The following is a 26593-nucleotide window of genomic DNA, read 5'->3' as shown; positions in this document are numbered from 1 at the left end:
AAGCAAGGCAGTTTAACTGCCTTGCTTTTATAATTTATAAAAACTGAAATACATTTTGTAATTAAATAAGAAATTTGCTATAGTTATAAAAGTAAGTAGCGTAGCACGTCGCGTTATTTAAAAACTTATTTATGAAATGGGTGCAAGATAATGCCTGATAAAGTACGAACATCACCTCAGTATGAATCGTTCCACGAATTATACAAAAATTACACTACAAAAGATCTCACTCAAAAAGCAAAATCTCTAAAACTAACAAATTATAGTAAACTTAATAAAAAAGAACTTGTTCTTGCCATTATGGAAGCGCAAATGGAAAAAGACGGTAATTATTATATGGAGGGTGTATTAGATGACATCCAACAAGATGGTTATGGTTTCCTTAGAACAGTTAATTATTCAAAAGGTGAAAAAGATATTTATATCTCTGCCGGCCAAATACGTCGTTTTGAAATCAAACGCGGCGATAAAGTTACTGGTAAAGTAAGAAAACCAAAGGATAATGAAAAGTATTATGGTTTACTACAAGTTGATTTTGTAAACGACGAGAATGCAGAAGAAGTTAAAAAAAGACCTCACTTTCAAGCGTTAACACCATTATATCCTGAAGAGCGAATCGTTTTAGAAACAACGAAACAAAATTTTTCGACTCGTATTATGGATTTAATTACGCCAATTGGTTTGGGTCAACGTGGACTTATTGTTGCACCGCCAAAAGCTGGTAAAACGTCTCTATTAAAAGAGATTGCTAACGCTATTGCTATCAACAAACCAGATGCAGAATTATTTGTATTATTAGTCGGAGAACGTCCAGAAGAAGTAACAGATATTGAACGCTCTGTTGAATCTGCTGAAGTTGTGCATTCTACATTTGATGAGCCACCACAACACCATGTTAAAGTTGCAGAGCTTTTATTGGAACGTGCAAAAAGACTTGTTGAAGTAGGGAAAGATGTCATTATATTAATGGATTCAATTACAAGGTTAGCTCGTGCATACAACCTTGTCATACCACCAAGCGGACGTACATTGTCCGGTGGTTTAGATCCTGCGTCATTACACAAGCCAAAAGCATTTTTCGGTGCTGCTAGAAATATTGAAGCTGGTGGCAGTATGACGATATTAGCTACCGCGTTAGTTGATACAGGGTCGCGTATGGACGATATGATTTATGAAGAATTTAAAGGTACTGGTAACATGGAATTACATCTAGACCGTAAATTGGCAGAACGTCGTGTATTTCCAGCTATTGATATCGGTCGTAGTTCAACGCGTAAAGAAGAATTACTTATTTCTTCAAAAGATTTAGAGTCATTATGGCAATTACGTAATATGTTTACTGATTCAATTGATTTTACAGAAAGATTTGTACGTAAATTAAAACGTACAGAAAATAATGCAGAATTTTTTGAGCAATTACAAAAGGTCGCTAAAGAAAGCACTAAAACAGGCAAACCAATTATTTAAGTTGAAATTAGCGAAGTGTTATCAAGCTAATATATGATTTAGGGTTGCGTTTTGGTTTTAAAGCAATTATAATTATCAAGTATTGGGTAAAAACTCACAAACAACTCTGTTCCAGATGGTTCAGGGCAAAGGAGCTGAAAATAATGAGAAAAAATATTCATCCTGAATACCACAATGTAATCTTTTTAGATACAACTACGAATTTTAAATTCCTAAGTGGTTCAACAAAATCTTCAAAAGAGACTATGGAATGGGAAGATGGCAACGAATACCCAGTTATTCGTTTAGATGTTTCATCTGATTCACATCCATTCTACACAGGACGCCAAAAATTCGCTGCTGCGGATGGCCGTGTGGAACGTTTCAACAAAAAATTCGGAATCAAATCAAGCGACGAGTAATCGTTGTTATAAGGCATTCTCATTATATGAGAATGCTTTTTTGTTTTAGTTAGCGTTTTATAAATATAAGTCCCTAATTGAGAACATTACAATTTTAATAATTTTTATACATAAAATAACTCAATATCTTGAAGAAATAGCATATTTCAAATTAAAAAATATGCTATAATGAATCGATTATGTTTTGAAAAAGGTGGAACGCATAATGTATGAAACTTATCATTCCGGGTGGATTGAATGTATTACTGGAAGCATGTTTAGTGGTAAATCTGAAGAGTTAATTCGTCGATTAAGACGAGGCCTTTATGCTAAGCAAAAAGTAGTTGTATTTAAACCGACTATAGATGACCGCTATCATAAAGATAAGATTGTTTCTCATAATGGCAACGCTATTGAAGCAATTAATATTTCGACAGCGGCTGAGATACTTAAGCACGATTTGTCAGATACAGATGTTATAGGCATCGATGAAGTGCAGTTTTTTGAAGAAGGTGTAGTTAATATTGTTGAACAATTAGCTAAAAAAGGCCATAGAGTCATTACAGCGGGATTAGATATGGATTTCCGAGGGGAACCGTTTGAACCTATTCCACACCTACTAGCAGTAAGTGAAGAAGTGACTAAACTACAAGCTGTTTGTGCTGTTTGTGGTGCATCTTCAAGCCGCACGCAAAGGTTGATTGATGGTAACCCGGCAAAAATAGATGATCCAGTTATATTAGTTGGTGCAAATGAAAGTTATGAACCAAGATGCAGAGCGCATCATATTGTCGCACCAAGTAATAATATGAAGGAGGAAATGTAGTGTTTGATCAATTAGATATCGTAGAAGAAAGATATGAACAATTAAATGAATTGTTAAGTGATCCAGATGTAGTAAGCGATCCAGATAATTTAAGAAAATATTCAAAAGAACAATCAGATCTACAAAAAACTGTAGAAGTATATCGCAATTATAAACAAGTTAAAGAAGACATCGTTGAAATAGAAGAAATGTTGAAAGAAACAAAAGATAGTGATGAAATTGAGATGTTAAAAGAAGAACATCAATCACTTAACAATCAAGTTCCCGCACTAGAAGAGAACCTTAAATTTTTACTTATTCCTAAAGACCCTAACGATGAGAAAGACGTTATTGTTGAAATACGTGCTCGCTGCTGGTGGAGATGAAGCTGCAATTTTTGCAGGGAATTTATTTAGAATGTATTCTAAATACGCTGAAGCACAACGCTATAAAACAGAAATTGTAGAAGCTGCTGAAAGTGACCATGGTGGTTATAAAGAAATTAGTTTCTCAATTTCAGGATCAGGCGCATATAGTAAGTTGAAATATGAAAATGGCGCCCACCGTGTACAACGCGTACCTGAGACAGAATCTGGCGGACGTATCCATACATCAACTGCTACAGTCGCAGTACTACCAGAGGTTGAAGATGTAGAAATTGAAGTACGTAACGAAGATATTAAGGTAGATACTTATCGTTCAAGTGGCGCGGGTGGACAACATGTCAATACTACGGATTCAGCTGTACGTATTACACATATTCCGACTGGAATCATTGCAACATCTTCAGAAAAATCACAAATTCAAAACCGTGAAAAAGCTATGAAGGTTTTGAAAGCACGTTTATTTGATATGAAATTACAAGAAGAACAACAAAAATATGCAGCGCAACGTAAATCGGCAGTAGGTTCTGGTGATCGTTCAGAGCGAATTAGAACGTATAATTATCCTCAAAGTCGAGTGACTGACCACCGTATTGGTTTAACGATTCAGAAGTTAGATCAAGTAATGGAAGGGAAATTAGACGAAGTGATAGATGCATTAACATTAGCTGAACAAACTGATAAATTGAAAGAACTTAACAATGGTGAATTATAAAACACGACTGACTAATGCAAAAAATAAATGCATTGAACTAGACATTGAAACTACTCGAGCAGAATGGTTGATGTTAGATCTATTGCAATGGAGTAAAGCGGATTATTTGATGCATAAGGATGAAGTAATGTCGGATATACATTTAAATTTATATGACGACGCTGAAGTTCGAATGTTAAAAGGTGAACCGATTCAGTATATTGTTGGAAGCCAATCATTTTATGGTGAAACATTCAAGGTGACTGAAGATTGTTTAATACCTAGACCTGAAACTGAGGAAGTCATGTTACACTTTTATCACGAAATTCATTCGAATGATACAATTGTTGATATTGGTACAGGCAGTGGCAATATTCCAATTATACTCAAGAAGATGAATCGTTCATTAACTGTCTATGCTACAGATTTATATGATGCGGCATTAGCTGTAGCGCAAGAAAATGCGCTTAATCATCAAGTAGATATTCACTTTTTGCAGGGTGATGCATTAGAACCTTTAATAGAACAAGGTATAAAAGTAAATGGTTTAATTTCTAATCCGCCTTATATTGATGATAGTGAAGCTGCCCTGATGAATGACACAGTATTGAAGTATGAACCGCATTCTGCATTATTTGCAGAAGATAATGGGTATAAGGTTTATGATGCAATATTAAATCAATTACCGGAAGTACTTCTGCCGAATGCAAGGGTCGTTTTTGAAATTGGCTATAAACAAGGTCAAACATTGAAACAAAGAATACAATCTAAATATCCTTCATTAGATGTTCAAATTATAAAAGATATTAATAATAACGATAGAATTATTTCTTTCGAGTGGTAATAAGAAGTTATGTACTGAACATGATAAATCATGAGAGTGCATAACTTTTTATTTTATTCTAAAATGGATCATGAGAAGAAATGGAGGGACTAAATGGAAACGAAGATTTGGGATTTACAACAGTATAAAAATGAAATCAATCAATTTCCAGATATAAATGAAATCAAGCACATCTTTGAACAAGGAGGCTTGATTGCAATACCAACAGAAACAGTATATGGTCTTGGTGCAGACGCGAGAAATGCTGAAGCAATCAAAAAGATATATGAAGCGAAAGGTAGACCTTCAGATAACCCGTTGATTGTACATATACATGACTTAAAACAAATAGAGCATTTTACACAAGATATAACAGACGAAATTAAATTATTGATGAAACATTTTTGGCCTGGACCAATTTCTTTTATATTACCGCTTAAAAAAGGATACTTATGTGAAAGTGTAAGTGGTGGTTTATCATCAATTGCTGTTAGAATGCCAAGCCATTCAATCGGCAGACAAATTTTACAATTTGTAGACATACCAATAGCGACACCGAGCGCAAATTTAAGTGGTAGACCTTCTCCTACAACATTTGAGCACGTTTATTCAGACTTAAATGGTCGTATCAATGGCATGATAAACGGTGATCAAAGTGAAGAAGGTTTGGAAAGTACTGTGTTAGATTGCACACAGTTTCCATTTAGAATTGCTAGGCCGGGTTCAATAACAAAACCGATGATTGAAGCGGTGTTACCTAATAGCGTATCTACAGCAAACACTTTTGATAACGATAAACCAATCGCACCAGGAATGAAATATAAACATTATGCGCCAGATACACCGTTACAAATTGTTCAAGCATTCAATGTAAAACCTTCAGAAGAAAAAGATTGGAGTCAAACAGCATTTATCGTTCCAAGTGATAAGCGAGCGCTTGTCCCTGAAGGGTCCGTTTTTATAGAATTGTGTAAAAATGAAAATGATATTAGAGGTGCGAATCATAACCTTTATAAAATATTGCATCATATCGACCAAAATGAACAAATTAAAACAGCATTTATTTATGGCTTTGATATCACTGATCATACCGTAGCGATTATGAATAGAATGATGAAAGCTGCAAGTCAAACCATTGTTAAAGGAGATCAACTATGAGAATAATTTTTGTTTGTACTGGTAATACGTGTAGAAGTCCAATGGCTGAAAGTATTGCCAAAGCAAAAATGCCTGAATATATCATAGAATCACGAGGTGTTTTTGCTCAAGAGGGTCAGCCTACGTCTCAGAACGCACTGAGCATTATAAATGAACATCATTTACCATTACCGAATAATGCTAAATGTTTTACTGTAGAGGATTTAAATGCTGATTTAATATTAACAATGTCACAATCGCACAAAGAAACGATACAACAAATATATGGAGAAGCAGGAAAAGTGTATACAATCACGGAATATGTTCAACAAGAAGGAGAAATCACTGATCCATATGGTGGAACGTTATATGATTATAATAAAATATATAATGAATTAAATTTGTTGATAGATACTTTAAAAAATAAAATATTAAAGTAATAATTTTGTTAAAGTAGTATGAGTGAGTAGCTAAATACGTTATAATAATATACGTATAGCGAAATTGCTATCGTCTAATCTTGTATGTCTCATAGCATCAAGGTGTTTAAATACTTTTTTTAAATCATTATTTTAAAAGGGGTGGGAGAATGGAAGATCTAAAGTTATTGTTAAATGAGTTAAAGACTAAGTCTTTCTTTAAAGCAGATGAATTATGTGTGATTGGTTGTTCTACATCCGAAGTAATTGGTGAGCGTATAGGTAGTGTAGGTTCTATGGATGTAGCACAAGAAATATTTGAAGCATTAAAGGAAATTGAGAATGATACAAATGTTTCTTTTGTATTTCAAGGCTGTGAACATATTAACAGGGCAATAACGATAGAAAGGTCTAAGTTCAATCCCCTTACAATGGAAGAAGTGTCTGTTATACCAGATGTTCATGCAGGTGGTAGCTTAGCAACTTATGCTTACCAACATATGCAAGATCCAATGGTTGTTGAACAAATAACAGTGCCAAAAGGTATTGATATTGGTCAAACATTAATTGGCATGCATATTGCGCATGTAGCCATTCCAGAACGTACAAGTATTAAACAGATTGGTGAGGCAGTTGTTACAATCGCTTCTTCAAGACCTAAGAAAATTGGTGGCGAAAGAGCAAAATATAACTAATACAGAACGAGGGGGATTTACCTATGTCATTTATTCAAGAGCAAGATAAAGAAATATATGAAGTGATTCAAAATGAATTTAACCGTCAAAATAACAATATCGAGCTGATTGCTTCAGAGAACTTTGTTTCTGAAGCAGTTATGGAAGCGCAAGGTTCAGTATTAACGAACAAATATGCTGAAGGCTATCCAAACAGAAGATACTATGGTGGATGTGAATACGTGGATGTGTCTGAAACATTAGCTATCGAACGTGCCAAACAACTTTTTGGTGCTGAACACGTTAACGTACAGCCACACTCTGGGTCACAAGCAAATATGGCTGTTTATCTAGTAGCATTAGAACACGGTGATACTGTATTAGGTATGAATTTAAGTCATGGTGGTCACTTAACACATGGTTCGCCTGTTAACTTTAGTGGACAATTTTATAACTTTGTTGAGTATGGCGTAGACAAAGAAAATGAACAAATTGATTATGATGAAGTGTTAAGAGTAGCTAAAGAAAATAAACCTAAATTAATTGTCGCGGGCGCATCTGCTTATTCTCGAACTATTGATTTCAAACGATTCAAAGAGATTGCAGATGAAGTAGGGGCAAAATTAATGGTAGATATGGCGCATATTGCAGGTTTAGTTGCAGTTGGTTTACATCAAAACCCTGTTGAATATGCAGATTTTGTAACTACTACAACACATAAAACATTACGCGGCCCTCGTGGTGGAATGATTTTATGTAAAGAAGAGTACAAAAAGCAAATTGATAAAAAAATCTTCCCTGGTATTCAAGGCGGCCCGTTAGAACACGTTATTGCTTGGGAAAGCAGTTGCTTTTGGTGAAGCACTACAAGACGACTTCAAAACATATCAGCAACAAGTAGTTAATAATGCTAAAACGTTAGCAGATACATTAACTAAAGAAGGCTATAGAGTCGTTTCAGGCGGCACAGATAATCATTTAGTATCTGTAGATGTTAAAGGTTCAGTAGGTATCACTGGTAAAGTAGCTGAAGAAACATTAGATGCTGTAGGTATTACATGTAATAAAAATACAATTCCGTTTGATCAAGAAAAACCATTTGTAACAAGCGGTGTTCGTTTAGGTACGCCTGCTGCAACAACACGTGGATTTGATGAAGCTGCTTTTGAAGAAGTTGCAAAAATCATCAGTTTAGTTTTAAGAAATCCAGAAGATGAAAAAGCATTAGAAGAAGGAAAAGAAAGAGTTAAAGCATTAACTACAAAACATCCTTTATACAATTAAAATTGGAGGAAGTAAATTATGGGCAAAGTACATGTTTTTGATCACCCACTTATTCAACACAAATTAAGTTACATTCGAGACGTACATACAGGGACTAAAGAATTCAGAGAATTAGTAGATGAAGTAGGTATGTTAATGGCATACGAAGTAACAAGAGATTTAGAATTACAAGATGTAGAAATAGATACACCGGTTACTAAAATGGTAGCTAAAAGATTAACGGGTAAAAAATTAGCATTTGTACCAATTTTAAGAGCTGGGTTAGGTATGACACAAGGTATTTTAAACTTAGTACCAGCAGCGAGAATAGGTCACGTGGGTCTATATAGAGATCCTGAAACACTTGATGCAGTTGAATATTTTGTGAAATTACCCCAAGATATCGAAGAAAGAGAAATTGTAGTCGTAGATCCAATGTTAGCGACAGGTGCTTCAGCAATTGAAGCAATCAATTCTCTTAAAAAACGTGGTGCGAAAAACATTCGTTTTATGTGTTTAGTTGTCGCGCCTGAAGGTGTAGAAAAATTACAAGAAGCACATGAAGATGTAGATATTTTTATAGCCGCATTAGATGAGAAATTAGATAATCATGCATACATTACACCTGGTTTAGGTGATCTTGGAGACCGTTTATTCGGAACAAAATAGTTTTACCCAGGAGTGGAGTAGAATGAAGAAAATAATGACTGTGTTCGGGACACGTCCTGAGGCAGTGAAAATGGCGCCGCTTGTATTAGCATTGCGAGATGATGCTGAGTTGGAACCGATAGTAGTAGTTACTGCACAGCATAGAGAAATGTTAGATTCTGTATTGGAAAGCTTTCATATTACGCCAGATTACGATTTGGATATTATGAAACAAGGCCAATCATTATCTGAAATTACTTCTCGTATTTTGACTAAATTAGAGGACGTTATTAAGGAAGAGCAACCAGATATGATACTTGTGCATGGTGACACCATGTCAACTTTCGGCTGGAAGTTTGGCGGCATTATATAATCAAATTCCTATTGGCCATGTGGAAGCAGGGTTAAGAACTTGGGATAAATATGCTCCATTTCCTGAAGAAATGAATAGACAAATGGTAGGGGTAATGGCAGATTTGAACTTTGCCCCTACTAATAATGCTGCAGAAAATCTTATTGCGGAAAATAAACCGTCAGATACTGTAGTAGTTACTGGGAATACTGCAATTGATGCCATGAAGACTACCATACATGAACATTATCAATCTGATATTATCGACAGACATAAAGATAAACGTATTATTTTACTAACTGCCCACAGACGTGAAAATATTGGATCGCCAATGGAGCACATTTTTAAAGCAGTAAGAGATATTGTTGATAAATATGAAGATGTAGTAGTCGTTTACCCTGTACATAAAAATCCAAAAGTAAGAAGCATTGCAGATTTATACTTATCTAATCATGATCGAATTGAATTGATCGAACCATTAGAAGTAGTTGATTTTCATAATTTTGCGCATCAATCTTATTTGATATTAACGGATTCAGGTGGAGTTCAAGAAGAAGCACCATCTCTAGGTAAACCGGTATTAGTTTTAAGAGAAGCAACTGAAAGACCAGAAGGTGTAGAAGCAGGCACACTGAAAATTGTTGGTACAAATACGCAAATGATTTTTGATGCTACGCAAGCATTATTGGAAGACAAGCAATTGTACAAATCAATGAGTGAAGCGCGCAACCCTTATGGTGATGGAAATGCATCAAATAGAATTTGTGAAAATATAAAGTATTATTTTCATCTAATTCCAAAAAAACCTAGTTTTTTTAAATATTAATAGTGGTAAATGTGTCGTTTTTGTGACAAGTGTATAAAAAATTAAACTACATTTTGAATAGAATTGACACCTTTACCGCCCTATATTATTATTAAAACTGTATGATTGAAATGGTTTTCATCATTGAATGAAAAAATGAAGTGAGGCACAGTAATGAAACGTTTCAACATCATTTTTCAACAGTATATACAATTTTATTTATATGGTATAGTTGTACTGTTATTTGTGTTTATTTTCACAAGTTCGCCATTTATTTTAGGACTTATCATAGGCATGATTGGATCACTTATTAATACTTTTACTTTCGAGTTTTACTTAGCGAAAGCTAAACAAAAAGATAATATACATATTTCAACGGGCAACGTTTGGAGATATTTGGTTGTGATTCTTGCATGTTGTATTTGGTATTTTTATAAGGACTATATAAATATAATTGGTGTGGTTATTGGTTTAATGATTTCTTATGTGTTAATGGTTTTGAAACCGTTTTTACACAAGGAATAAAATCTTAATATGAAAGAGGTGAGAAAGCATGGATCATAAAGACCCTCTAGTCAGTTGGAATGTATTCGGTCTAGACATCGTGTTTAACCTATCATCAATTATGATGTTGGTTATTACAGCGCTTATTGTTTTTGTCATAGCTATTATTTGTACACGCAACCTCAAGAAACGTCCATCTGGTAAGCAAAACTTTATAGAGTGGGTTTTTGACTTTGTAAGAGGAGTTATCGAAAGTAACATGGCATGGTCTAAAGGTGGTCAATTCCATTTCCTTGCTGTTACATTAATATTCTTCATATTTGTCAGTAATATGATTGGATTACCTTTTCAATTAATTTCAGGTCATACACTGTGGTGGAAATCACCAACAGCTGATGCAACTGTTACTTTGACATTGTCAACTTTAGTTATCCTTTTAACACACTATTACGGTGTTAAAATGAAGGGTCCAAAAGGATACTTCCAGAACTATACTAAGCCTATATTCTTATTACCTATTAATATCTTTGAAGAATTCACTTCAACATTGACATTAGGTTTACGACTATACGGTAATATCTTTGCAGGTGAGTTACTGCTTGGTTTATTAGCAGGTTTAGTTATCGGTTTCCCAGCATGGGGATGGTTGATAGGTATCCCAGGTTTAATTGTTTGGCAAGGGTTCTCAATATTTATTGGTACGATTCAGGCTTATATTTTTGTAATGCTTTCAATGGTATACATGTCCCATAAAGTTCAGGACAGTCATTAATTAAAAAATTTTAAAAAGAAAAATTAGGAGGATTTATAAATGAATTTAATCGCAGCGACAATCGCAATCGGCTTATCAGCACTAGGTGCAGGTATTGGTAATGGTCTTATCGTTTCAAGAACAGTAGAAGGTGTAGCACGTCAACCAGAAGCACGTGGTCAATTAATGGGTATTATGTTCATTGGTGTTGGCTTAGTTGAAGCACTACCAATCATCGGTGTAGTTATCGCTTTCATGTCACTATAATTAAACCAGTTTTATGGCGAAGTCTTGTTGACTTTCGCCGTTCGTTTTTATCCATATGACTTATAATTATAATGAATGAAAGGAGTGTCTATGTAAGTGACTGCTACGACAAATATGTTCGTACTTGGTGCGGCTGACACTAGTGGTGTTCAGTGGGGAACAATTCTTGTTACCCTTGTAACTTTTCTTATATTAGTAGCTTTATTGAAAAAATTCGCTTGGGGTCCGTTAAAAGGTGTAATGGATCAACGTGAACATGATATTAATAAAGATATAGATGATGCTTGAACAAGCTAAATTAAATGCACAGAAGTTAGAAGAACAAAACAAACAAACGCTAAAAGAAACACAAGATGAGGTTCAAAAGATTTTAGAAGATTCTAAAGTCCAAGCCCGCAAACAACATGAAGAAATTATTCATGAAGCAAACATTAGAGCAAATGGCATGATTGAAACAGCACAGAATGAAATCAACAGTGAAAAAGAACGTGCAATTGCTGATATTAATAATCAAGTTTCTGAACTTTCAGTACTGATTGCATCAAAAGTACTTCAAAAAGAAATTTCAGGCAAAGATCAAAAAGAATTAGTTGAAAAGTACATTAAAGAGGCAGGCGATAAATAATGGCTATCATAGCAAAAAAATATGCCAAGGCTTTATTTGATACTGCTAAAGACACAAACAATCTTGAAATGATGTACGAAGAATTTTCAACAATCAACGAAGCAGTACAACCTGAAACAAAAAAATTACAAGCATTGGATGCAGATCCACAAAAAGATGTACAACAGCGTCGTAGTTTTGCAAAAGTAGTGTTTGGTCATGCCAATCAATACTTACAAAACATGTTAACGATTCTTGCAAGTAACCGTCATCTTTCTTACATTCATGAAATATATATAGAATTTGAAGCTTTATTTAATCAACATCACAATCAGGAATATGCTGTAGTTGAATCAGTATATGAATTGTCAGATGAAGATTTAGAACGTATTGATACAATAATTAAATCACGTACAAATTACTCTAAAATCATGATTACAAATAAAATCAATCCAGACCTTATCGGTGGTGTCCGAGTTAAAGTTGGAACGAAAGTCATGGACGCAAGTATTAAAAATGATCTTGCACAATTAGAGAAACAATTTATTAGAGTGAAATAAAAATTTAAGGAGTGACATAGATGGCCATTAAAGCTGAAGAAATCAGTGCATTACTTCGCTCACAAATAGAAAATTATGAGTCAGAAATGGCTGTTACTGATGTAGGTACAGTACTACAAATAGGTGATGGTATAGCATTAATCCACGGATTAAATGATGTTATGGTCGGTGAGCTAGTAGAATTTAATAGCGGCGTTCTAGGTTTAGCACAAAACTTAGAAGAGTCAAATGTAGGTGTCGTAATTTTAGGCCCTTACGGCGACATTAAAGAGGGGGACGAAGTAAAACGTACTGGACGTATTATGGAAGTTCCTGTTGGTGAAGAATTACTTGGCCGTGTTGTTAATCCATTAGGACAACCAATAGATGGACAAGGACTCGCTAACACAACAAAGACACGCCCAGTTGAGAAAAAAGCAACTGGTGTCATGGATCGTAAATCAGTTGATGAACCATTACAAACAGGTATTAAAGCGATTGACGCATTAGTACCAATTGGCCGTGGTCAACGTGAATTAATTATAGGCGACCGTCAAACTGGTAAAACGACAGTTGCAATTGATACGATTTTAAACCAAAAAAACCAAGATACGATTTGTATTTATGTTGCAATCGGTCAAAAAGATTCAACTGTACGTACAAACGTTGAAAAATTACGTCAAGAAGGCGCGTTGGATTATACAATTATTGTTTCTGCTTCTGCGACCGATCCGAGCACCAATGCTTTATATTGCACCGTATTCTGGTGTAGCTATGGCTGAAGAGTTCATGTTTGATGGTAAGGATGTATTAATTGTTTATGATGATTTAACAAAACAAGCTGCGGCTTATCGTGAATTATCATTACTATTACGTAGACCTCCAGGCCGTGAAGCTTACCCTGGTGACGTGTTCTACTTACATAGTAGATTATTAGAAAGAGCGACAAAATTAAACGATGAATTAGGTGGCGGTTCAATTACTGCATTACCAATTATCGAAACACAAGCTGGCGACATCGCGAGCATATGTACCAACAAACGTTATTTCAATTACTGATGGACAAATTTTCTTACAATCAGACTTATTCTTCTCGGGTGTAAGACCTGCAATCAATGTTGGTCAGTCAGTATCACGTGTTGGTGGTTCTGCACAGATTAAAGCAATGAAAAAAGTTGCGGGTACTTTACGTTTAGACTTAGCGTCGTTCCGTGAATTAGAATCATTTGCTCAATTTGGTTCTGATTTAGATGAATTTACTGCACAAAAATTAGAACGTGGTAAACGTACAGTTGAAATTTTAAAACAAGATAAAAACCAACCACTACCTGTAGAGAACCAAGTATTAATTATCTATGCTCTAACTAAAGGTTATTTAGATGATATTCCAGTTGAAGATATCACTCGTTTTGAAGCAGAATTAAATCAATGGGCGAAATCAAATGCCTCTGAATTATTAGACGAAATCAAAACTTCTGGTGCTTTACCTAACGAAGATGCATTTGAATCAGCTATTACTGAATTCAAAAAAGTTTCAGTAAAACAGAAGCATAATAGTTATAGTAAATAAAAGGTGGTGAGATAATGGGATCTCTTAAAGAGATTGATACACGTATAAAATCAACTAAAAAGATGAAACAAATTACGAAAGCAATGAACATGGTTTCAAGTTCGAAATTGCGTCGTGCTGAAAGAAATACAAATCAATTCAGACCTTATATGGAAAAAATGCAAGATGCAATTACTGCGGTTGCTTGGTGCAGATAAAAATTCAAATCATCCAATGTTACAACAACGTGAAGTGAAGAAAAGTGGCTATATTGTCATTACAAGTGATCAAGGCTTGGCCGGCGCGTATAATGCAAATGTATTGAAGCATTTAGTTAACGATATTGAGAATAAACATGCTAGCAAAGATGAATATTCAATTTTAGTATTAGGGCAAACTGGTGTGGACTTCCTTAAAAATAAAGGTTATGAAATTCATGATTCACTTGTTGAAGTACCTGATCAACCTTCATTTAAAGAAATACAAGCGATCGCTAAAAAAGCGGTAGATTTATATAGCGATGAAGCAGTAGATGAGGTTAAAATCTACTATAGTCATTTCGTCAGTGTATTAGAAAATACACCTTCCATGAAAACCGTACTTCCATTGTCTCCAGAAGATTCAAGTTTAGGACATGGTCAAATGTCTTCTTATGAATTTGAGCCAGACAAAGAAGCAATCTTAAGCGTTATTCTACCTCAGTATGTAGAGAGTTTAATATATGGAACGATTTTAGATGCAAAAGCAAGTGAACATGCGACGCGTATGACTGCTATGAAAAATGCATCTGATAATGCGACAGAGATTATTGATGATTTATCAATTGAATATAACAGAGCTAGACAAGCAGAAATCACTCAACAAATTACTGAAATTGTTGGTGGATCAGTTGCGCTTGAATAATTATTAAAGGAGGCAAAAAAGCATGGGATTAGGCCGTGTAACACAAATTATGGGTCCAGTAATTGATGTTCGCTTTGAGCACAATGAAGTTCCAGAAATTAACAATGCTTTAACAGTCGACGTTGAAAGAGATGAAGGTACTGTCACGCTTACATTAGAAGTTGCATTACAACTTGGCGATAATGTAGTACGTACGATTGCAATGGATTCAACTGATGGTGTTAAACGTGGTACAGAAGTTCGAGATAGTGGTGAAAGTATCAGCGTACCAGTTGGAGATATTACACTAGGTCGAGTATTTAATGTACTTGGCGACACAATTGATTTAGATGAAAAAATTGAAGATTCAGTTCGACGTGATCCAATTCATAGAGAAGCACCTGCATTCGATGAATTATCTACTAAAGTTGAAATTTTAGAAACAGGAATTAAAGTCATCGATTTATTAGCACCATATATCAAAGGTGGTAAAATCGGTTTATTCGGTGGAGCCGGTGTTGGTAAAACTGTATTAATTCAAGAATTAATTAATAACATTGCTCAAGAACATGGTGGTATTTCTGTATTTGCGGGTGTTGGTGAACGTACACGTGAAGGTAATGACTTATACTTCGAGATGAGCGAAAGTGGTGTTATTAAGAAAACTGCAATGGTATTCGGTCAAATGAATGAACCGCCTGGTGCACGTATGCGTGTAGCATTATCTGGTTTAACAATGGCAGAATATTTCCGTGACGAACAAGGACAAGATGTATTACTATTCGTTGATAACATTTTCAGATTTACACAGGTCTGGTTCAGAAGTATCAGCATTGTTAGGTCGTATGCCTTCAGCTGTTGGGTACCAACCAACATTAGGTACAGAAATGGGACAATTACAAGAACGTATTACATCAACAAACAAAGGTTCGGTTACTTCAATCCAAGCGGTATTCGTACCTGCCGATGACTATACTGACCCTGCGCCAGCAGCAGTATTTGCTCACTTAGATGCAACTACAAACTTAGAACGTAAATTAACTGAAATGGGTATCTATCCAGCGGTTGATCCGTTAGCATCTACTTCAAGAGCACTTGACCCAACAATTGTTGGACAAGATCATTATGAAATAGCACGTGATGTACAATCTACTCTACAAAAATATAGAGAGTTACAAGATATCATTGCTATTTTAGGTATGGATGAATTATCGGAAGAAGATAAACAAACTGTAGAACGCGCACGTCGTATTCAGTTCTTCTTATCACAAAACTTCCACGTAGCAGAACAATTCACTGGTCAAAAAGGTTCTTACGTTCCAGTTCAAAAAACTGTAGAAGGTTTCAAAGCAATTTTAGATGGCGAGTATGACCATATCCCAGAAGATGCATTCCGTCTTGTTGGTAGTATGGAAGAAGTAATTGCTAAAGCTAAAGACATGGGTGTTGAAGTTTAAAAATTAGGAGGTATGGATAATGAACACATTAAGCCTAAATATTGTCACTCCTAATGGTTCTGTTAACAACCGAGAAGATGTTAATCTTGCAGTGTTCCAAACAACTGCAGGTGAGATCGGTGTCATGTATGGACATATTCCAACAGTTGCGGCACTTGAAATTGGCTATGTCAAAATTAACTTTGATAATGGTTCAGAATATATTGCAGTGAGTGAAGGTTTTGTTGAGGTTAGACAAGATAAATTATCGGTTATTGTACAAACTGCAGAACCTGCTAACGAAATAGATGTAGCTAGAGCAGAATTAGCTAAATCTAGAGCAGAATCTCATATAAATAATGAAGAAGATAATAGTGACATTAGTAGAGCTAAGCGTGCGTTAGAACGCGCTAACAACCGTATTCGTGTCGCTAACTTACAATAAATATTATTTGAAATTTGAAGTTCCTAACAACAGGGACTTCATTTTTTTATTATAAAAAATTTCAACATGCTCATAGTTCGTAAATTTTATTGAAGGATGACCTATAAATAAATTGGCTTAATTACTATATAGAAAATTTTATCACGCGATATACATAAAATATTTTTATCTTTATATTTAATATGAATATCTTTTATGCTATTAGGGAATAGCAAAATATAACATTTAGTTATATTAGGGGTTTGATCGCTGTTCTTAAGTATCTTTTAGAGCCAATTTCGTGTAAAATAGTTGAATAGTATCAAGTGAGGAGTATGGCTTATGGAGTATTTAGGACAATTTTCAGTTGTACATCTTATCTTACATGTGCTTTGTATTTGTCTTGCTTATTGGGCACTTAACTCAATAAGGTTAGAGCAATTTTTTAAAAAAGGGTATCCGGCTCAAGTACAAATATGTATGATATTTTTAGCAATATTGTTAGGTACAGCAGTAAGTAATTTTATTGTAGATTTACTACAATTTTCAACTCAAATAAAATATTTAGCACAATAATTCAAATATCTGTATCTTTGTTTGGTTTACAGATATAATAATTTAAGAGTACATAAAAAAAGATGAATTTTAATGAAATATAAAAGTAGTTAAGTGGAGGATTTAAGATGGATATGATAGAGATTAATGGTGGAAATAGATTAACTGGTGAAGTGAAAGTATCAGGTGCAAAAAATGCTGTATTACCAGTATTAACTGCTTCACTATTAGCATCAAAAGGTGTTAGTAAACTTATGAATGTACCAAGCACTTAGTGATGTGGAGACGATTAATAATGTGATTTCAACATTAAACGCAGATGTTTCATACAATAAAGAAGAAGAATCTGTCACTGTTGATGCTACAAAGGAATTAAATGAAGAGGCACCATATGAGTATGTGAGTAAAATGAGAGCAAGTATACTTGTAATGGGTCCATTATTAGCTCGTCTAGGTCATGCAAAAGTTGCATTGCCAGGTGGTTGTGCAATTGGTTCAAGACCTATCGAACAACATATCAAAGGCTTTGAAGAGTTGGGTGCCGATATCCATATGGACGGTGGTTTTATTTATGCCGACACTGAAAATGGATTGAAAGGTACTTCAATTCACTTAGATTTTCCAAGTGTAGGAGCGACTCAGAATATCATTATGGTCGCATCATTAGCTGAAGGTAAAACAGTATTAGAAAACGTAGCACGTGAACCAGAGATTGTTGATTTAGCAAACTATATCAATGAAATGGGCGGTAATGTAGTAGGCGCCGGTACGGATACGATAACTATTCATGGTGTTGAAGCATTACATGGTGTGGAACATTCGATTATTCCTGACAGAATTGAAGCAGGAACGTTACTTATTGCGGGTGCAATTACACGTGGTGATATAATTGTAAACGGAGCTATCAAAGAACACATGACAAGTTTAGTTTATAAATTAGAAGAAATGGGCGTAAATTTAGATTATCAAGGTGATACGATCCGTGTTACAGCAGATGGTCCATTAAATCCTGTAGATATTAAAACACTTCCTCATCCAGGTTTTCCAACAGATATGCAATCACAAATGATGGCACTGTTACTTACAGCAGACGGCCATAAAGTAGTGACTGAAACAGTATTTGAAAATAGATTTATGCATGTTGGAGAATTCAAACGCATGAACGCTAAGATACAGGTTGAAGGTAGAAGCGCAAAAATTGAAGGTAAAAGTGAGCTTCAAGGCGCTCAAGTAAAAGCAACAGATTTACGTGCAGCTGCGGCACTTATTTTAGCAGGACTTGTAGCTGATGGCACAACCCAAGTTACTGAGTTAATACACTTAGATAGAGGTTATGTAGATTTACATGGTAAATTAAAATCTTTAGGTGCCGATATCAAACGTACACAAAAATAATACTTCAATGTATTAATATAGAACTCGCAACGAAAGAAGATTTGGAGGAAGCAAACGATGGAGACAATTTTCGATTATAATCAAATTAAAGATATTATTCCACACAGACAACCTTTTTTATTAATTGATCGCGTGATTGAATATGAAGAGGGCAAACGTTGTGTTGCTATTAAACAAGTTTCTGGGAATGAGCCATTTTTCCAAGGACATTTTCCTGAATTTGCAGTTATGCCAGGCGTATTAATTACAGAAGCCCTAGCACAAACAGGTGCGGTAGCTATTTTAAATAGTGATGCAAATAAAGGCAAGCTTGCATTATTTGCGGGTATCGATAAATGTCGATTTAAAAAACAAGTCACACCAGGTGACACTTTGCAGTTAGAAGTTGAAATAACGAAGATGCGTGGACCAATTGGAAAAGGGACTGCGAAAGCAACTGTTGATGGTCAACTTGCATGTAGTTGTGAATTAACATTTGCAATACAAGATAAAGCATAAATAAAGTGCCTTAAGGATTTGTGAATTTCACTAAATCCTTAAGGCATTTTTGCGTTTAGTATTTACTTTTCGAATCTTTCATCTTTAAGTCTTGGTTTAGATTGCATCATACGATTAAATGATTTTTTCAATTCTTCACCAGTTAGGCCTTCATCAATCAATTGTTCTAATAAACTTTCTGCATAAACTTGTCTCAAAGTATAGATGTGACACTCAAAAACTACAGAAATAGTGCCATCTAATTGACTAATGTTTTTAATCGTTGCGTCAAATAGCGCAGGGTCATTAGCAGGACGTGTAATGACAACGCGAATATCCAAGAGATCTTCATTGTTCATATGCTGTTTCATAGTTTCATAATGGAAGTCTGAAATGACGATTTCAAGCAACTTGACCAGTACCACTATTTTCTTTATTTATAATGACTCCATCTTCTAATTCATATTCAGTAACTCCGCCATTTTCTGATACGATTTGAAATCGAACGGCTTTAAATGTTTTCATCGTCTTCACATCCAATTGATTAATTTAAAATCTACTATAATTGCATTTATATAATCATTATAACGTAATTTCAAAAGAGAAAGGTGAAATTTGTAGAAATTAGTAGTAATTTACTTTTTAGTTTATGGAAAAGTGAGTTTTGACTCAATTTATAAATTTAATTATGATTAAAACACAAAGGAGGTGACCTATGATTAATAACATCGTCATTGTAGGACGATTAACAAAAGATCCCAAAATTTATGAAAAGGAGGGCAAGAAATTAGCTACCTTTTGTGTAGCGGTAAATAGAAACTATAAAGATAAAGATCAAAATACAGTCTGTGATTACTTGTATTGTAAAGCATTTGGTAAAATTGCCGACAATATTGAAAAGTATATCAATCAAGGATCACTTGTAGGTATTACGGGACAAATGCAATCACGTAAATTTGAAAAAGAAGGACAGATGCATTTTGTATCAGAACTTTATATTGAAACAATTAAATTCATGTCTCCACGAATTAAAAATGAAACTGATGAACTTTTTGAACCATTCCCATTAGAGCAAGAACATGAATCATTCAACGAAATTAATATTCAAGAAAATGATATATACGAAATTGTATAAACTCCCACTTAAAATTTATCCCACATTAAACTATTCCAATTAATATACATTAAATCCTACTATCAATTATACTTCTTTCAGGCTATTCCTCTTAATAATGCCCAATCTAGAGGAATAGCTTTACATATTATATCCATAAATATATGCGACAAAAAATAAAGGAATGTAAAAGCACTGTAAATTTCAATTCACAAAACATCTTAAAAATGCGAGTTATAGCATTTATATAATACAGAATAATCAGTTTAATTACGAAGATGTTACAAGGTTATAGGGCCAATAATAGTACAAAAGGTTATCATGATAGTGCTTATATGCTTAAATATACATAAAAATGAGTATTGTTGATGTAATTAGGTTGTAAAAAAAAGCTTATTTTTTTATTTCACTGTAACCTACAAAGAATTTTTGAATGGTATAATTGTACTTGCAAATTAATCATAAAATAAATTAATCACCTTATAGGAGGACTTTTTAACAATGAAAAAAACAGTAATCGCATCAACTTTAGCACTAGGATTAGGCGTAACAGGAGCAGTAAATTCAGCTGACGCTTCAGAACAAGGCGTAGACAAAGCAGAATTAGCTCAATTAGCGCAATCAAATTCAGAACAATTAAATGAAGCACCTGTACAAGAAGGCGCTTATGACATAGATTTTAATTATAATGGTACAGACTATAGCTTTGAATCAGATGGTACAAACTTTAGCTGGAGCTTTGGTGGAGGATCAACTGAAGCACCCGCACAACAAGAAGCACCAGGCAGAACAAGCGACTGAGCCAGCTCAACAAGAAGCACCAGCTGAACAAGCTGCAGAGCCAGCTCAACAAGAAGCACCAAAAACTGAAACAACTCAACAACCACAACAAGAATCTGCTTCAAAAGAATCAAGTGAAGCTTCAAGTGGTTCATCAGTAAATGTTAACTCTCATTTACAAGCAATTGCTCAACGTGAATCAGGCGGCGACCTTAACGCTGTTAACCCATCATCAGGTGCGGCAGGTAAATACCAATTCCTACAAAGTACTTGGGATTCAGTAGCACCAGCAGCTTACCAAGGTGTATCTCCAACAGAAGCACCTGAATCAGTACAAGATGCGGCGGCAGTTAAACTTTATAACACTGCGGGCGCTTCACAATGGGTTACTGCATAATTTAGTCAGTAATTAATTATTAATAATATAGAACAGTGCCAACAAAGTCAGAAACTTTGTTGGCACTTTTTTGTGCATATTTTCTGCTGAGATAACTACACCTTCTAGTTAGTTAATGTACAATTTCTATGATATATACAACATAGACTTTTTATTGAAGTACGTTCTTTTGCAATGTCATACTACATTTGTTATGTTTAAAGAAATAATAATATATGAAAATCTACTAGGGGAGCCTTTATGGCTGAGATGATTTAGTTCAGACCCTTACGACCTGATTTGGTTAATGCCAACGTAGGAAAGTAGTTTAATTTATAATTGAATTGCTTAGCCTTTCTATTAATTAACTACATTCTTACTTGGAATGTAGTTTTTTTATATTTAGGAGGACTTAAAGTGTTATTTTCAAAAGAATTAAAAACAGATGCCAAGCCTATTATTGATGACATCTATAATGATCCATTTATACAAGAAATGTTACAAGGTCATTTATCGAAAGATGCTACTAAATTTTATTTAAGAGCAGATGCATCTTATTTAAAGGAGTTTGCTAATATTTACGCATTACTTATACCTAAAATGGAGCAAATGGAAGATGTGAAATTTTTAGTTGAGCAGATCCAATTTATAGTTGATGGAGAAGTAGAGGCACACGAAATATTGGCTGAATATGTAAATGAACCTTACAATGAAATAGTAAAAGAAAAAGTTTGGCCACCGAGTGGCGATCACTATATTAAACATATGTATTTTAATGCTTTTGCTAAAGAAAATGCGGCATATACAATTGTTGCCATGGCGCCTTGTCCATATGTGTATCAAGTTATTGCACAACAAGCGTTACAAGACAATACTTTGAATACCAATTCTATTTTGGCAAAATGGTTTGAATTTTATAGTACCGAAATGGATGAACTTGTGCATGTTTTTGATAATTTAATGGATAAATTGACACAAAATTGTACGAAACAAGAGAAAGATGATATAAAAGATTGTTTCTTACAGAGTACAGTTCATGAGCGTAAATTTTTTAATATGTCATTCACGGAAGAAGAATGGCCTTATGGAGGGGTTAATAATGAATAAACCTAAAATTGCTTTAACTATAGCAGGCACTGATCCAACGGGTGGCGCAGGCGTCATGGCAGATTTAAAATCATTTCATGCTTGTGGCGTATACGGTATGGTCGCGATTACGAGTATCGTAGCGCAAAACACAAAAGGCGTTCAACATATTCATAACATAGAAACAAGTTGGTTATCCGAGCAATTAGAAAGTATCTTTGATGATGAGTTGCCTCATGCGTTGAAAACAGGCATGATTGCTTCAAAAGAAATGATGGAATTAATACAATATTATTTAAAGCAATATCCAGAGATCCCTTATGTGATAGATCCTGTAATGTTAGCTAAAAGTGGTGACTCGTTGATGGATGAGGATGCTAAAGCTGACTTGCAAAACATTTTATTACCTTATGCTACTGTGGCAACACCAAACTTGCCTGAAGCAGAGGAAATAACAGGATTAACGATACAAGATGAAGCATCAATTTATAAAGCAGGTGACATTTTCATTAATGAAATTGGCAGCAAAGGTGTTGTAATTAAAGGTGGACATTCAGAGGATTTAGACTTCGCTAAAGATTATTTATTCACTAAAGAAAATGTATATACTTTTGAAGAACCTCGATATGATACAAAACATACGCATGGTACCGGATGTACTTTTTCGGCAGTGATTACTGCAGAATTAGCAAAAGGCAAAACAATATATGAAGCAGTGAATAAAGCAAAACAGTTCATTTCTTTAAGTATTAAACACACACCTGAAATTGGTCAAGGTAGGGGACCAGTTAATCATTTTGCATATATGAAAGAGGTAGGATTAGATGATGAATAATTTAGAAGCACTCAGAAATAATAACCCGTTAGTTATTTGTTATACAAACGATGTTGTTAAAAATTTTACCGCAAATGGCTTATTAAGTTTAGGTGCAAGTCCTGCAATGAGTGAAGCACCAGAGGAAGCGTCAGATATGTTAACACACGCAAATGCTTTACTGATTAATATTGGCACGCTGACTAAAGATAAAGAGTCAGATATTTTAAAAATTGCGAAGGTAGCTAATCAAATTGGAACACCAATCGTCTTTGATCCTGTTGCTGTAGGGGCATCACAATACCGCAAAGATTTTTGTGAGACATTTTTAAATGAAGTAAAGGTAGCAGTTATCAAAGGTAATGCATCAGAAATTTTAACACTTATTGATAATGATACACAGATGAAAGGTACAGATAGCGAAATGAATCTGGATGCTGTAAATATTGCTGAAAAAGCTCATAAACAATTTGGGACAGCAATTGTTATCACAGGTAAAGAAGATATTGTAGTGCATGAAGATAAAATTGTGAAACTGGCTAATGGTTCGCCTATGCTTGCAAAAGTGACAGGTGCAGGTTGTTTATTAGGTGCTGTGATAGCTAGCTTTTTAAAATCTAACCAGCAACCACAATTAAATCAATTGGTAGAAGCAGTTACTGTATATAATATTGTTGCTGAACAAGCTGAAAAAATTTCGGATAATCGAGGGCCTGGCGCATTTATGGTTGAATTAATGAATGCATTATATCAAGTCACATATGATGATTATTTGAATTTAATACGCAGTCAAGAGGTGCAATAATGTTTGATAAAAATAAACTAAAACTTTATTTTATTTGTGGAACGCAAGATGTTGCAGAAGATAAATCGATTATTGATGTTGTAACTGAAGCTTTAGAAGCAGGTATAACGCTATTTCAGTATAGAGAGAAAGGGGAAACTGCATTAGTAGGTGATGATAAAGTGAAGTTAGCACAACAATTACTTTCTTTGTGTCATCAATACGATGTACCTTTTATAGTAAATGATGATGTGAGTTTAGCTAAAGACATTGATGCAGATGGTATTCATGTAGGGCAAAATGATTTAGAAGTAAATGAATTTGCACAACAATTTGAAAATAAAATCATTGGTCTGAGTGTAGGTGATGTAGATGAGTACTTAAATTCTGATTTGAAATATGTTGATTATATAGGCGTCGGTCCAATGTTTGCAACGACATCTAAAGATGATGCAAGTTTGCCGGTTGGTCCAGAAATGATTACACAATTAAGACATTACGTTAATGATTTTCCTATTGTTGCGATTGGCGGCATCAATTTAGATAATACACCATCTATAATTCATGCCGGGGCAGATGGTATATCAATTATTTCGGCAATTGCTAAAAGTCAAAATATAAGTGAATCAGTGAGACAATTTTTACAAACTGTTGAATAATGTATAAAAATTTCTTTTTTTGTTTTCTACTTCCCTATGAGTATGATAAAATAAATTCTATGTGAATAAATCATTAGAGGTGGAAAAATGAAGAAGAAAGCGCTACTCCCTTTATTATTAGGTGTAATGGTCTTTTTAGCAGGTTGTGACTATTCTAAACCTGAAAATAGAGATGGGTTTTTCTATAATACGTTCGTAAATCCAATGGACAGTCTTATACATTGGTTAGGAACTAGTTTTAATAACGACTATGGACTAGCAATTATTGTCATTGTATTGGCGATGCGTATCATATTATTACCATTCATGTTATCGAATTATAAAAACAGTCACATGATGCGTGAAAAAATGAAAGTTGCTAAACCGGATATTGATGCAATTCAAGAAAAGGTTAAGCGTTCACGTACGCAAGAAGAAAAAATGGCAGCTAACCAAGAAATGATGGAAGTTTACAAGAAATATGATATGAATCCGATGAAGAGCATGTTAGGTTGTTTACCAATCTTGCTTCAAATGCCAATCATCATGGGTCTTTTCTTCGTATTGAAATATCCTTCAAGTGGTGGTTTCACTGAACACCCAGATTTCTTATGGTTTAACTTAGCTCAACCAGATATTTGGATTACGATTATAGCAGGTGTCTTATACTTCTTACAAGCTTATGTTTCAAGTAAGAGTATGCCAAACGAACAGCGTCAAATGGGTTATATGATGATGATTATTTCACCAATTATGATTGTGTGGATTTCATTAAGTTCTGCATCAGCATTAGGTCTATATTGGTCAGTCAGTGCCGCATTCTTGATTGTACAAACACAAGTAGCGAATATGCATTATTCTAAACTTGCTAAAAAAGAAGTTGCACCTATGATTGAAGCAATGGAGAAAAACAAAGCTGAAGCGACAAGTAAAGGTAAAAACACACAAGTTGTTTCTAAGAAAAATAAGAAAAAATAAATTGTTTGAATTTTAAACAAATTTGTAATAAAAAGGCGTCGTAGTATAACTACGACGCCTTTTTTGTATTATTTGAAATACCATTCATTAAAAAATTGAGTTACAAATACTTCCATATACTCATGTCTTTGTTGTGCAAGCTGTTTAGCGGTTGGTGTATGCATTAATGCTTTAAGTTTAAACAGTTTTTCATAAAAGTGTTTAATAGCTGATGCTTGGAACAGTATTACTATCGATTTCTTTGTTAGACAAAGTATCATTGTATTCTCCTTCTATCCACATGGGTTCTCCGAAATGGCCAGCAAATTGGAAAGTACGAGCAATGCCAATTGCACCAATAGCATCGAGGCGATCAGCATCACGTACAATTTGGCCTTCTATTGATAATGAAATATCATTATTTTCTCCATTTTTATAACTCATATGTTCAATAATATGTAGAATAGCTTCTTGCTGTTGTATTGGCGACTGAAGTTGAGTCAGAAATTGTGTTAATTTAGGTTTTGCTTGGTCGGCATCAGTTAGTTTTGCGTCAATCGTATCATGTAATAAACTAGCTAGTTGAATGGTTAATAAATTTCCAACTTGCTCTTGTTGCGCAATGTATTTTGCCATTTTAACGACACGCAATACGTGAGCGACATCGTGGCCAGTTGCATCATCTTTATGAAATGCTTCCATATATATCTGCGCTGAATTGACTATCTCTTGTGGATTCATTTAAACGCCTCTTTTCATAGAAATAAAGTTATTTAAGCTAGTGATTTAATATGATTATTCACTTTATAAT

At 34.4% G+C, this 26593-nt stretch carries 22 protein-coding genes, 11 pseudogenes and 1 riboswitch; of the genes and pseudogenes, 31 read left to right on the top strand and 2 right to left on the bottom strand.

Annotation, left to right across the window (positions count from 1 at the left end):
* Positions 1-150 precede the first annotated feature (150 nt).
* The 24 genes and pseudogenes from rho (at position 151) to fabZ (ending at position 19254) form a co-directional block, all read left to right on the top strand.
* Positions 151-1467 (top strand): transcription termination factor Rho, encoded by a 1317-nt coding sequence (rho, locus tag ABLV95_RS08020; RefSeq protein WP_460875312.1) that lies wholly within the window; start codon positions 151-153, stop codon positions 1465-1467.
* Between the two features lie 143 nt (positions 1468-1610).
* The gene (locus ABLV95_RS08015) at positions 1611-1868 is read left to right on the top strand and encodes a type B 50S ribosomal protein L31 (protein WP_046466146.1); all 258 of its coding nucleotides are present in this window, start codon (positions 1611-1613) and stop codon (positions 1866-1868) included.
* A 205-nt stretch (positions 1869-2073) separates the two neighbouring features.
* Positions 2074-2673, top strand: a complete 600-nt coding sequence (locus ABLV95_RS08010; protein WP_460875308.1) for a thymidine kinase — start codon at positions 2074-2076, stop codon at positions 2671-2673.
* A pseudogene (gene prfA, locus ABLV95_RS08005) lies at positions 2673-3750 on the top strand (peptide chain release factor 1). The gene ABLV95_RS08010 and the pseudogene prfA overlap by 1 nt, the downstream one beginning before the upstream one ends.
* The gene (gene prmC / locus ABLV95_RS08000) at positions 3737-4573 is read left to right on the top strand and encodes a peptide chain release factor N(5)-glutamine methyltransferase (RefSeq protein WP_427706833.1); all 837 of its coding nucleotides are present in this window, start codon (positions 3737-3739) and stop codon (positions 4571-4573) included. Before prfA ends, prmC begins: the two are co-directional and overlap by 14 nt.
* Positions 4574-4666: 93 nt before the next feature.
* On the top strand, positions 4667-5710 hold the full coding sequence (locus ABLV95_RS07995) for an L-threonylcarbamoyladenylate synthase (protein WP_460872805.1): 1044 nt from the start codon (positions 4667-4669) through the stop codon (positions 5708-5710).
* Positions 5707-6129, top strand: a complete 423-nt coding sequence (locus ABLV95_RS07990; RefSeq protein ID WP_427706837.1) for a low molecular weight protein arginine phosphatase — start codon at positions 5707-5709, stop codon at positions 6127-6129. The genes ABLV95_RS07995 and ABLV95_RS07990 overlap by 4 nt, the downstream gene beginning before the upstream one ends.
* Positions 6130-6278: 149 nt before the next feature.
* Positions 6279-6803: a TIGR01440 family protein gene (locus ABLV95_RS07985; protein ID WP_069817680.1), complete on the top strand. Its 525-nt coding sequence runs from the start codon at positions 6279-6281 to the stop codon at positions 6801-6803.
* A 23-nt stretch (positions 6804-6826) separates the two neighbouring features.
* A pseudogene (gene glyA, locus ABLV95_RS07980) lies at positions 6827-8066 on the top strand (serine hydroxymethyltransferase).
* Between the two features lie 18 nt (positions 8067-8084).
* The gene (upp, locus tag ABLV95_RS07975) at positions 8085-8714 is read left to right on the top strand and encodes a uracil phosphoribosyltransferase (protein WP_460875305.1); all 630 of its coding nucleotides are present in this window, start codon (positions 8085-8087) and stop codon (positions 8712-8714) included.
* Positions 8715-8736: 22 nt separating this feature from the next.
* Positions 8737-9871: pseudogene (gene wecB / locus ABLV95_RS07970) on the top strand (non-hydrolyzing UDP-N-acetylglucosamine 2-epimerase).
* A gap of 153 nt (positions 9872-10024) precedes the next feature.
* On the top strand, positions 10025-10375 hold the full coding sequence (locus ABLV95_RS07965) for an ATP synthase subunit I (protein WP_427706844.1): 351 nt from the start codon (positions 10025-10027) through the stop codon (positions 10373-10375).
* A 28-nt stretch (positions 10376-10403) separates the two neighbouring features.
* Positions 10404-11126 (top strand): F0F1 ATP synthase subunit A, encoded by a 723-nt coding sequence (gene atpB / locus ABLV95_RS07960; RefSeq protein WP_046466137.1) that lies wholly within the window; start codon positions 10404-10406, stop codon positions 11124-11126.
* Positions 11127-11165: 39 nt separating this feature from the next.
* Positions 11166-11372 carry a F0F1 ATP synthase subunit C gene (gene atpE, locus ABLV95_RS07955; RefSeq protein ID WP_460875302.1) on the top strand — a complete coding sequence of 69 codons (207 nt, stop codon included), beginning with the start codon at positions 11166-11168 and terminating at the stop codon, positions 11370-11372.
* Positions 11373-11468: 96 nt separating this feature from the next.
* Positions 11469-11997, top strand: a pseudogene (locus ABLV95_RS07950) (F0F1 ATP synthase subunit B).
* Complete coding sequence (locus ABLV95_RS07945; RefSeq protein WP_046466136.1) at positions 11997-12536, top strand: F0F1 ATP synthase subunit delta; 540 nt, start codon at positions 11997-11999, stop codon at positions 12534-12536. Before ABLV95_RS07950 ends, ABLV95_RS07945 begins: the two are co-directional and overlap by 1 nt.
* A 20-nt stretch (positions 12537-12556) precedes the next feature.
* Positions 12557-14069 (top strand): annotated as a pseudogene (atpA, locus tag ABLV95_RS07940) (F0F1 ATP synthase subunit alpha).
* 30 nt (positions 14070-14099) lie between these two features.
* Positions 14100-14967: pseudogene (atpG, locus tag ABLV95_RS07935) on the top strand (ATP synthase F1 subunit gamma).
* 22 nt (positions 14968-14989) lie between these two features.
* Positions 14990-15974, top strand: a pseudogene (gene atpD, locus ABLV95_RS07930) (F0F1 ATP synthase subunit beta); the annotation flags it as partial.
* 18 nt (positions 15975-15992) lie between these two features.
* Positions 15993-16403 (top strand): hypothetical protein, encoded by a 411-nt coding sequence (locus ABLV95_RS07925; RefSeq protein WP_460872888.1) that lies wholly within the window; start codon positions 15993-15995, stop codon positions 16401-16403.
* Positions 16404-16422: 19 nt separating this feature from the next.
* Entirely contained in the window at positions 16423-16827 is a 405-nt protein-coding gene (locus ABLV95_RS07920; RefSeq protein ID WP_002507082.1) for a F0F1 ATP synthase subunit epsilon, read from the top strand.
* Between the two features lie 321 nt (positions 16828-17148).
* Positions 17149-17382 (top strand): DUF1146 family protein, encoded by a 234-nt coding sequence (locus ABLV95_RS07915; RefSeq protein ID WP_046466132.1) that lies wholly within the window; start codon positions 17149-17151, stop codon positions 17380-17382.
* Between the two features lie 107 nt (positions 17383-17489).
* A pseudogene (gene murA, locus ABLV95_RS07910) lies at positions 17490-18756 on the top strand (UDP-N-acetylglucosamine 1-carboxyvinyltransferase).
* 57 nt (positions 18757-18813) lie between these two features.
* Complete coding sequence (gene fabZ / locus ABLV95_RS07905; RefSeq protein ID WP_046466130.1) at positions 18814-19254, top strand: 3-hydroxyacyl-ACP dehydratase FabZ; 441 nt, start codon at positions 18814-18816, stop codon at positions 19252-19254.
* Between the two features lie 62 nt (positions 19255-19316).
* On the opposite strand, the pseudogene ABLV95_RS07900 reads toward fabZ, so the two are convergent.
* A pseudogene (locus tag ABLV95_RS07900) lies at positions 19317-19758 on the bottom strand (YwpF-like family protein).
* A gap of 190 nt (positions 19759-19948) precedes the next feature.
* Between ABLV95_RS07900 and ABLV95_RS07895 the strand changes: the two are divergent.
* From ABLV95_RS07895 to yidC, 7 genes and pseudogenes are all read left to right on the top strand, one after another.
* Positions 19949-20368 (top strand): single-stranded DNA-binding protein, encoded by a 420-nt coding sequence (locus tag ABLV95_RS07895; protein WP_069817686.1) that lies wholly within the window; start codon positions 19949-19951, stop codon positions 20366-20368.
* Positions 20369-20848: 480 nt separating this feature from the next.
* Positions 20849-21524, top strand: a pseudogene (locus tag ABLV95_RS07890) (transglycosylase family protein).
* Between the two features lie 218 nt (positions 21525-21742).
* Positions 21743-21842: riboswitch (TPP riboswitch) on the top strand.
* 78 nt (positions 21843-21920) lie between these two features.
* Positions 21921-22610 (top strand): thiaminase II, encoded by a 690-nt coding sequence (gene tenA, locus ABLV95_RS07885; protein WP_460875300.1) that lies wholly within the window; start codon positions 21921-21923, stop codon positions 22608-22610.
* Positions 22603-23424 (top strand): bifunctional hydroxymethylpyrimidine kinase/phosphomethylpyrimidine kinase, encoded by an 822-nt coding sequence (gene thiD / locus ABLV95_RS07880; RefSeq protein ID WP_460872803.1) that lies wholly within the window; start codon positions 22603-22605, stop codon positions 23422-23424. The genes tenA and thiD overlap by 8 nt, the downstream gene beginning before the upstream one ends.
* Entirely contained in the window at positions 23417-24208 is a 792-nt protein-coding gene (gene thiM / locus ABLV95_RS07875) for a hydroxyethylthiazole kinase (RefSeq protein ID WP_460872887.1), read from the top strand. Before thiD ends, thiM begins: the two co-directional genes overlap by 8 nt.
* Positions 24208-24846, top strand: coding sequence for a thiamine phosphate synthase (gene thiE, locus ABLV95_RS07870; RefSeq protein ID WP_427706855.1), 639 nt, complete (start codon positions 24208-24210; stop codon positions 24844-24846). Before thiM ends, thiE begins: the two co-directional genes overlap by 1 nt.
* Positions 24847-24933: 87 nt before the next feature.
* Complete coding sequence (gene yidC, locus ABLV95_RS07865) at positions 24934-25803, top strand: membrane protein insertase YidC (RefSeq protein WP_460872802.1); 870 nt, start codon at positions 24934-24936, stop codon at positions 25801-25803.
* A 68-nt stretch (positions 25804-25871) separates the two neighbouring features.
* On the opposite strand, the pseudogene ABLV95_RS07860 reads toward yidC, so the two are convergent.
* Positions 25872-26523 (bottom strand): annotated as a pseudogene (locus ABLV95_RS07860) (HD domain-containing protein).
* Positions 26524-26593: the final 70 nt, after the last annotated feature.

It is taken from the genome of Staphylococcus sp. Mo2-1, from assembly GCF_046721385.1.
In the GTDB taxonomy this organism is placed as follows: domain Bacteria; phylum Bacillota; class Bacilli; order Staphylococcales; family Staphylococcaceae; genus Staphylococcus; species Staphylococcus equorum_A.
Note: the sequence above shows the minus strand (reverse complement) of the source record. Positions and strands in the feature narration are given on the sequence as shown.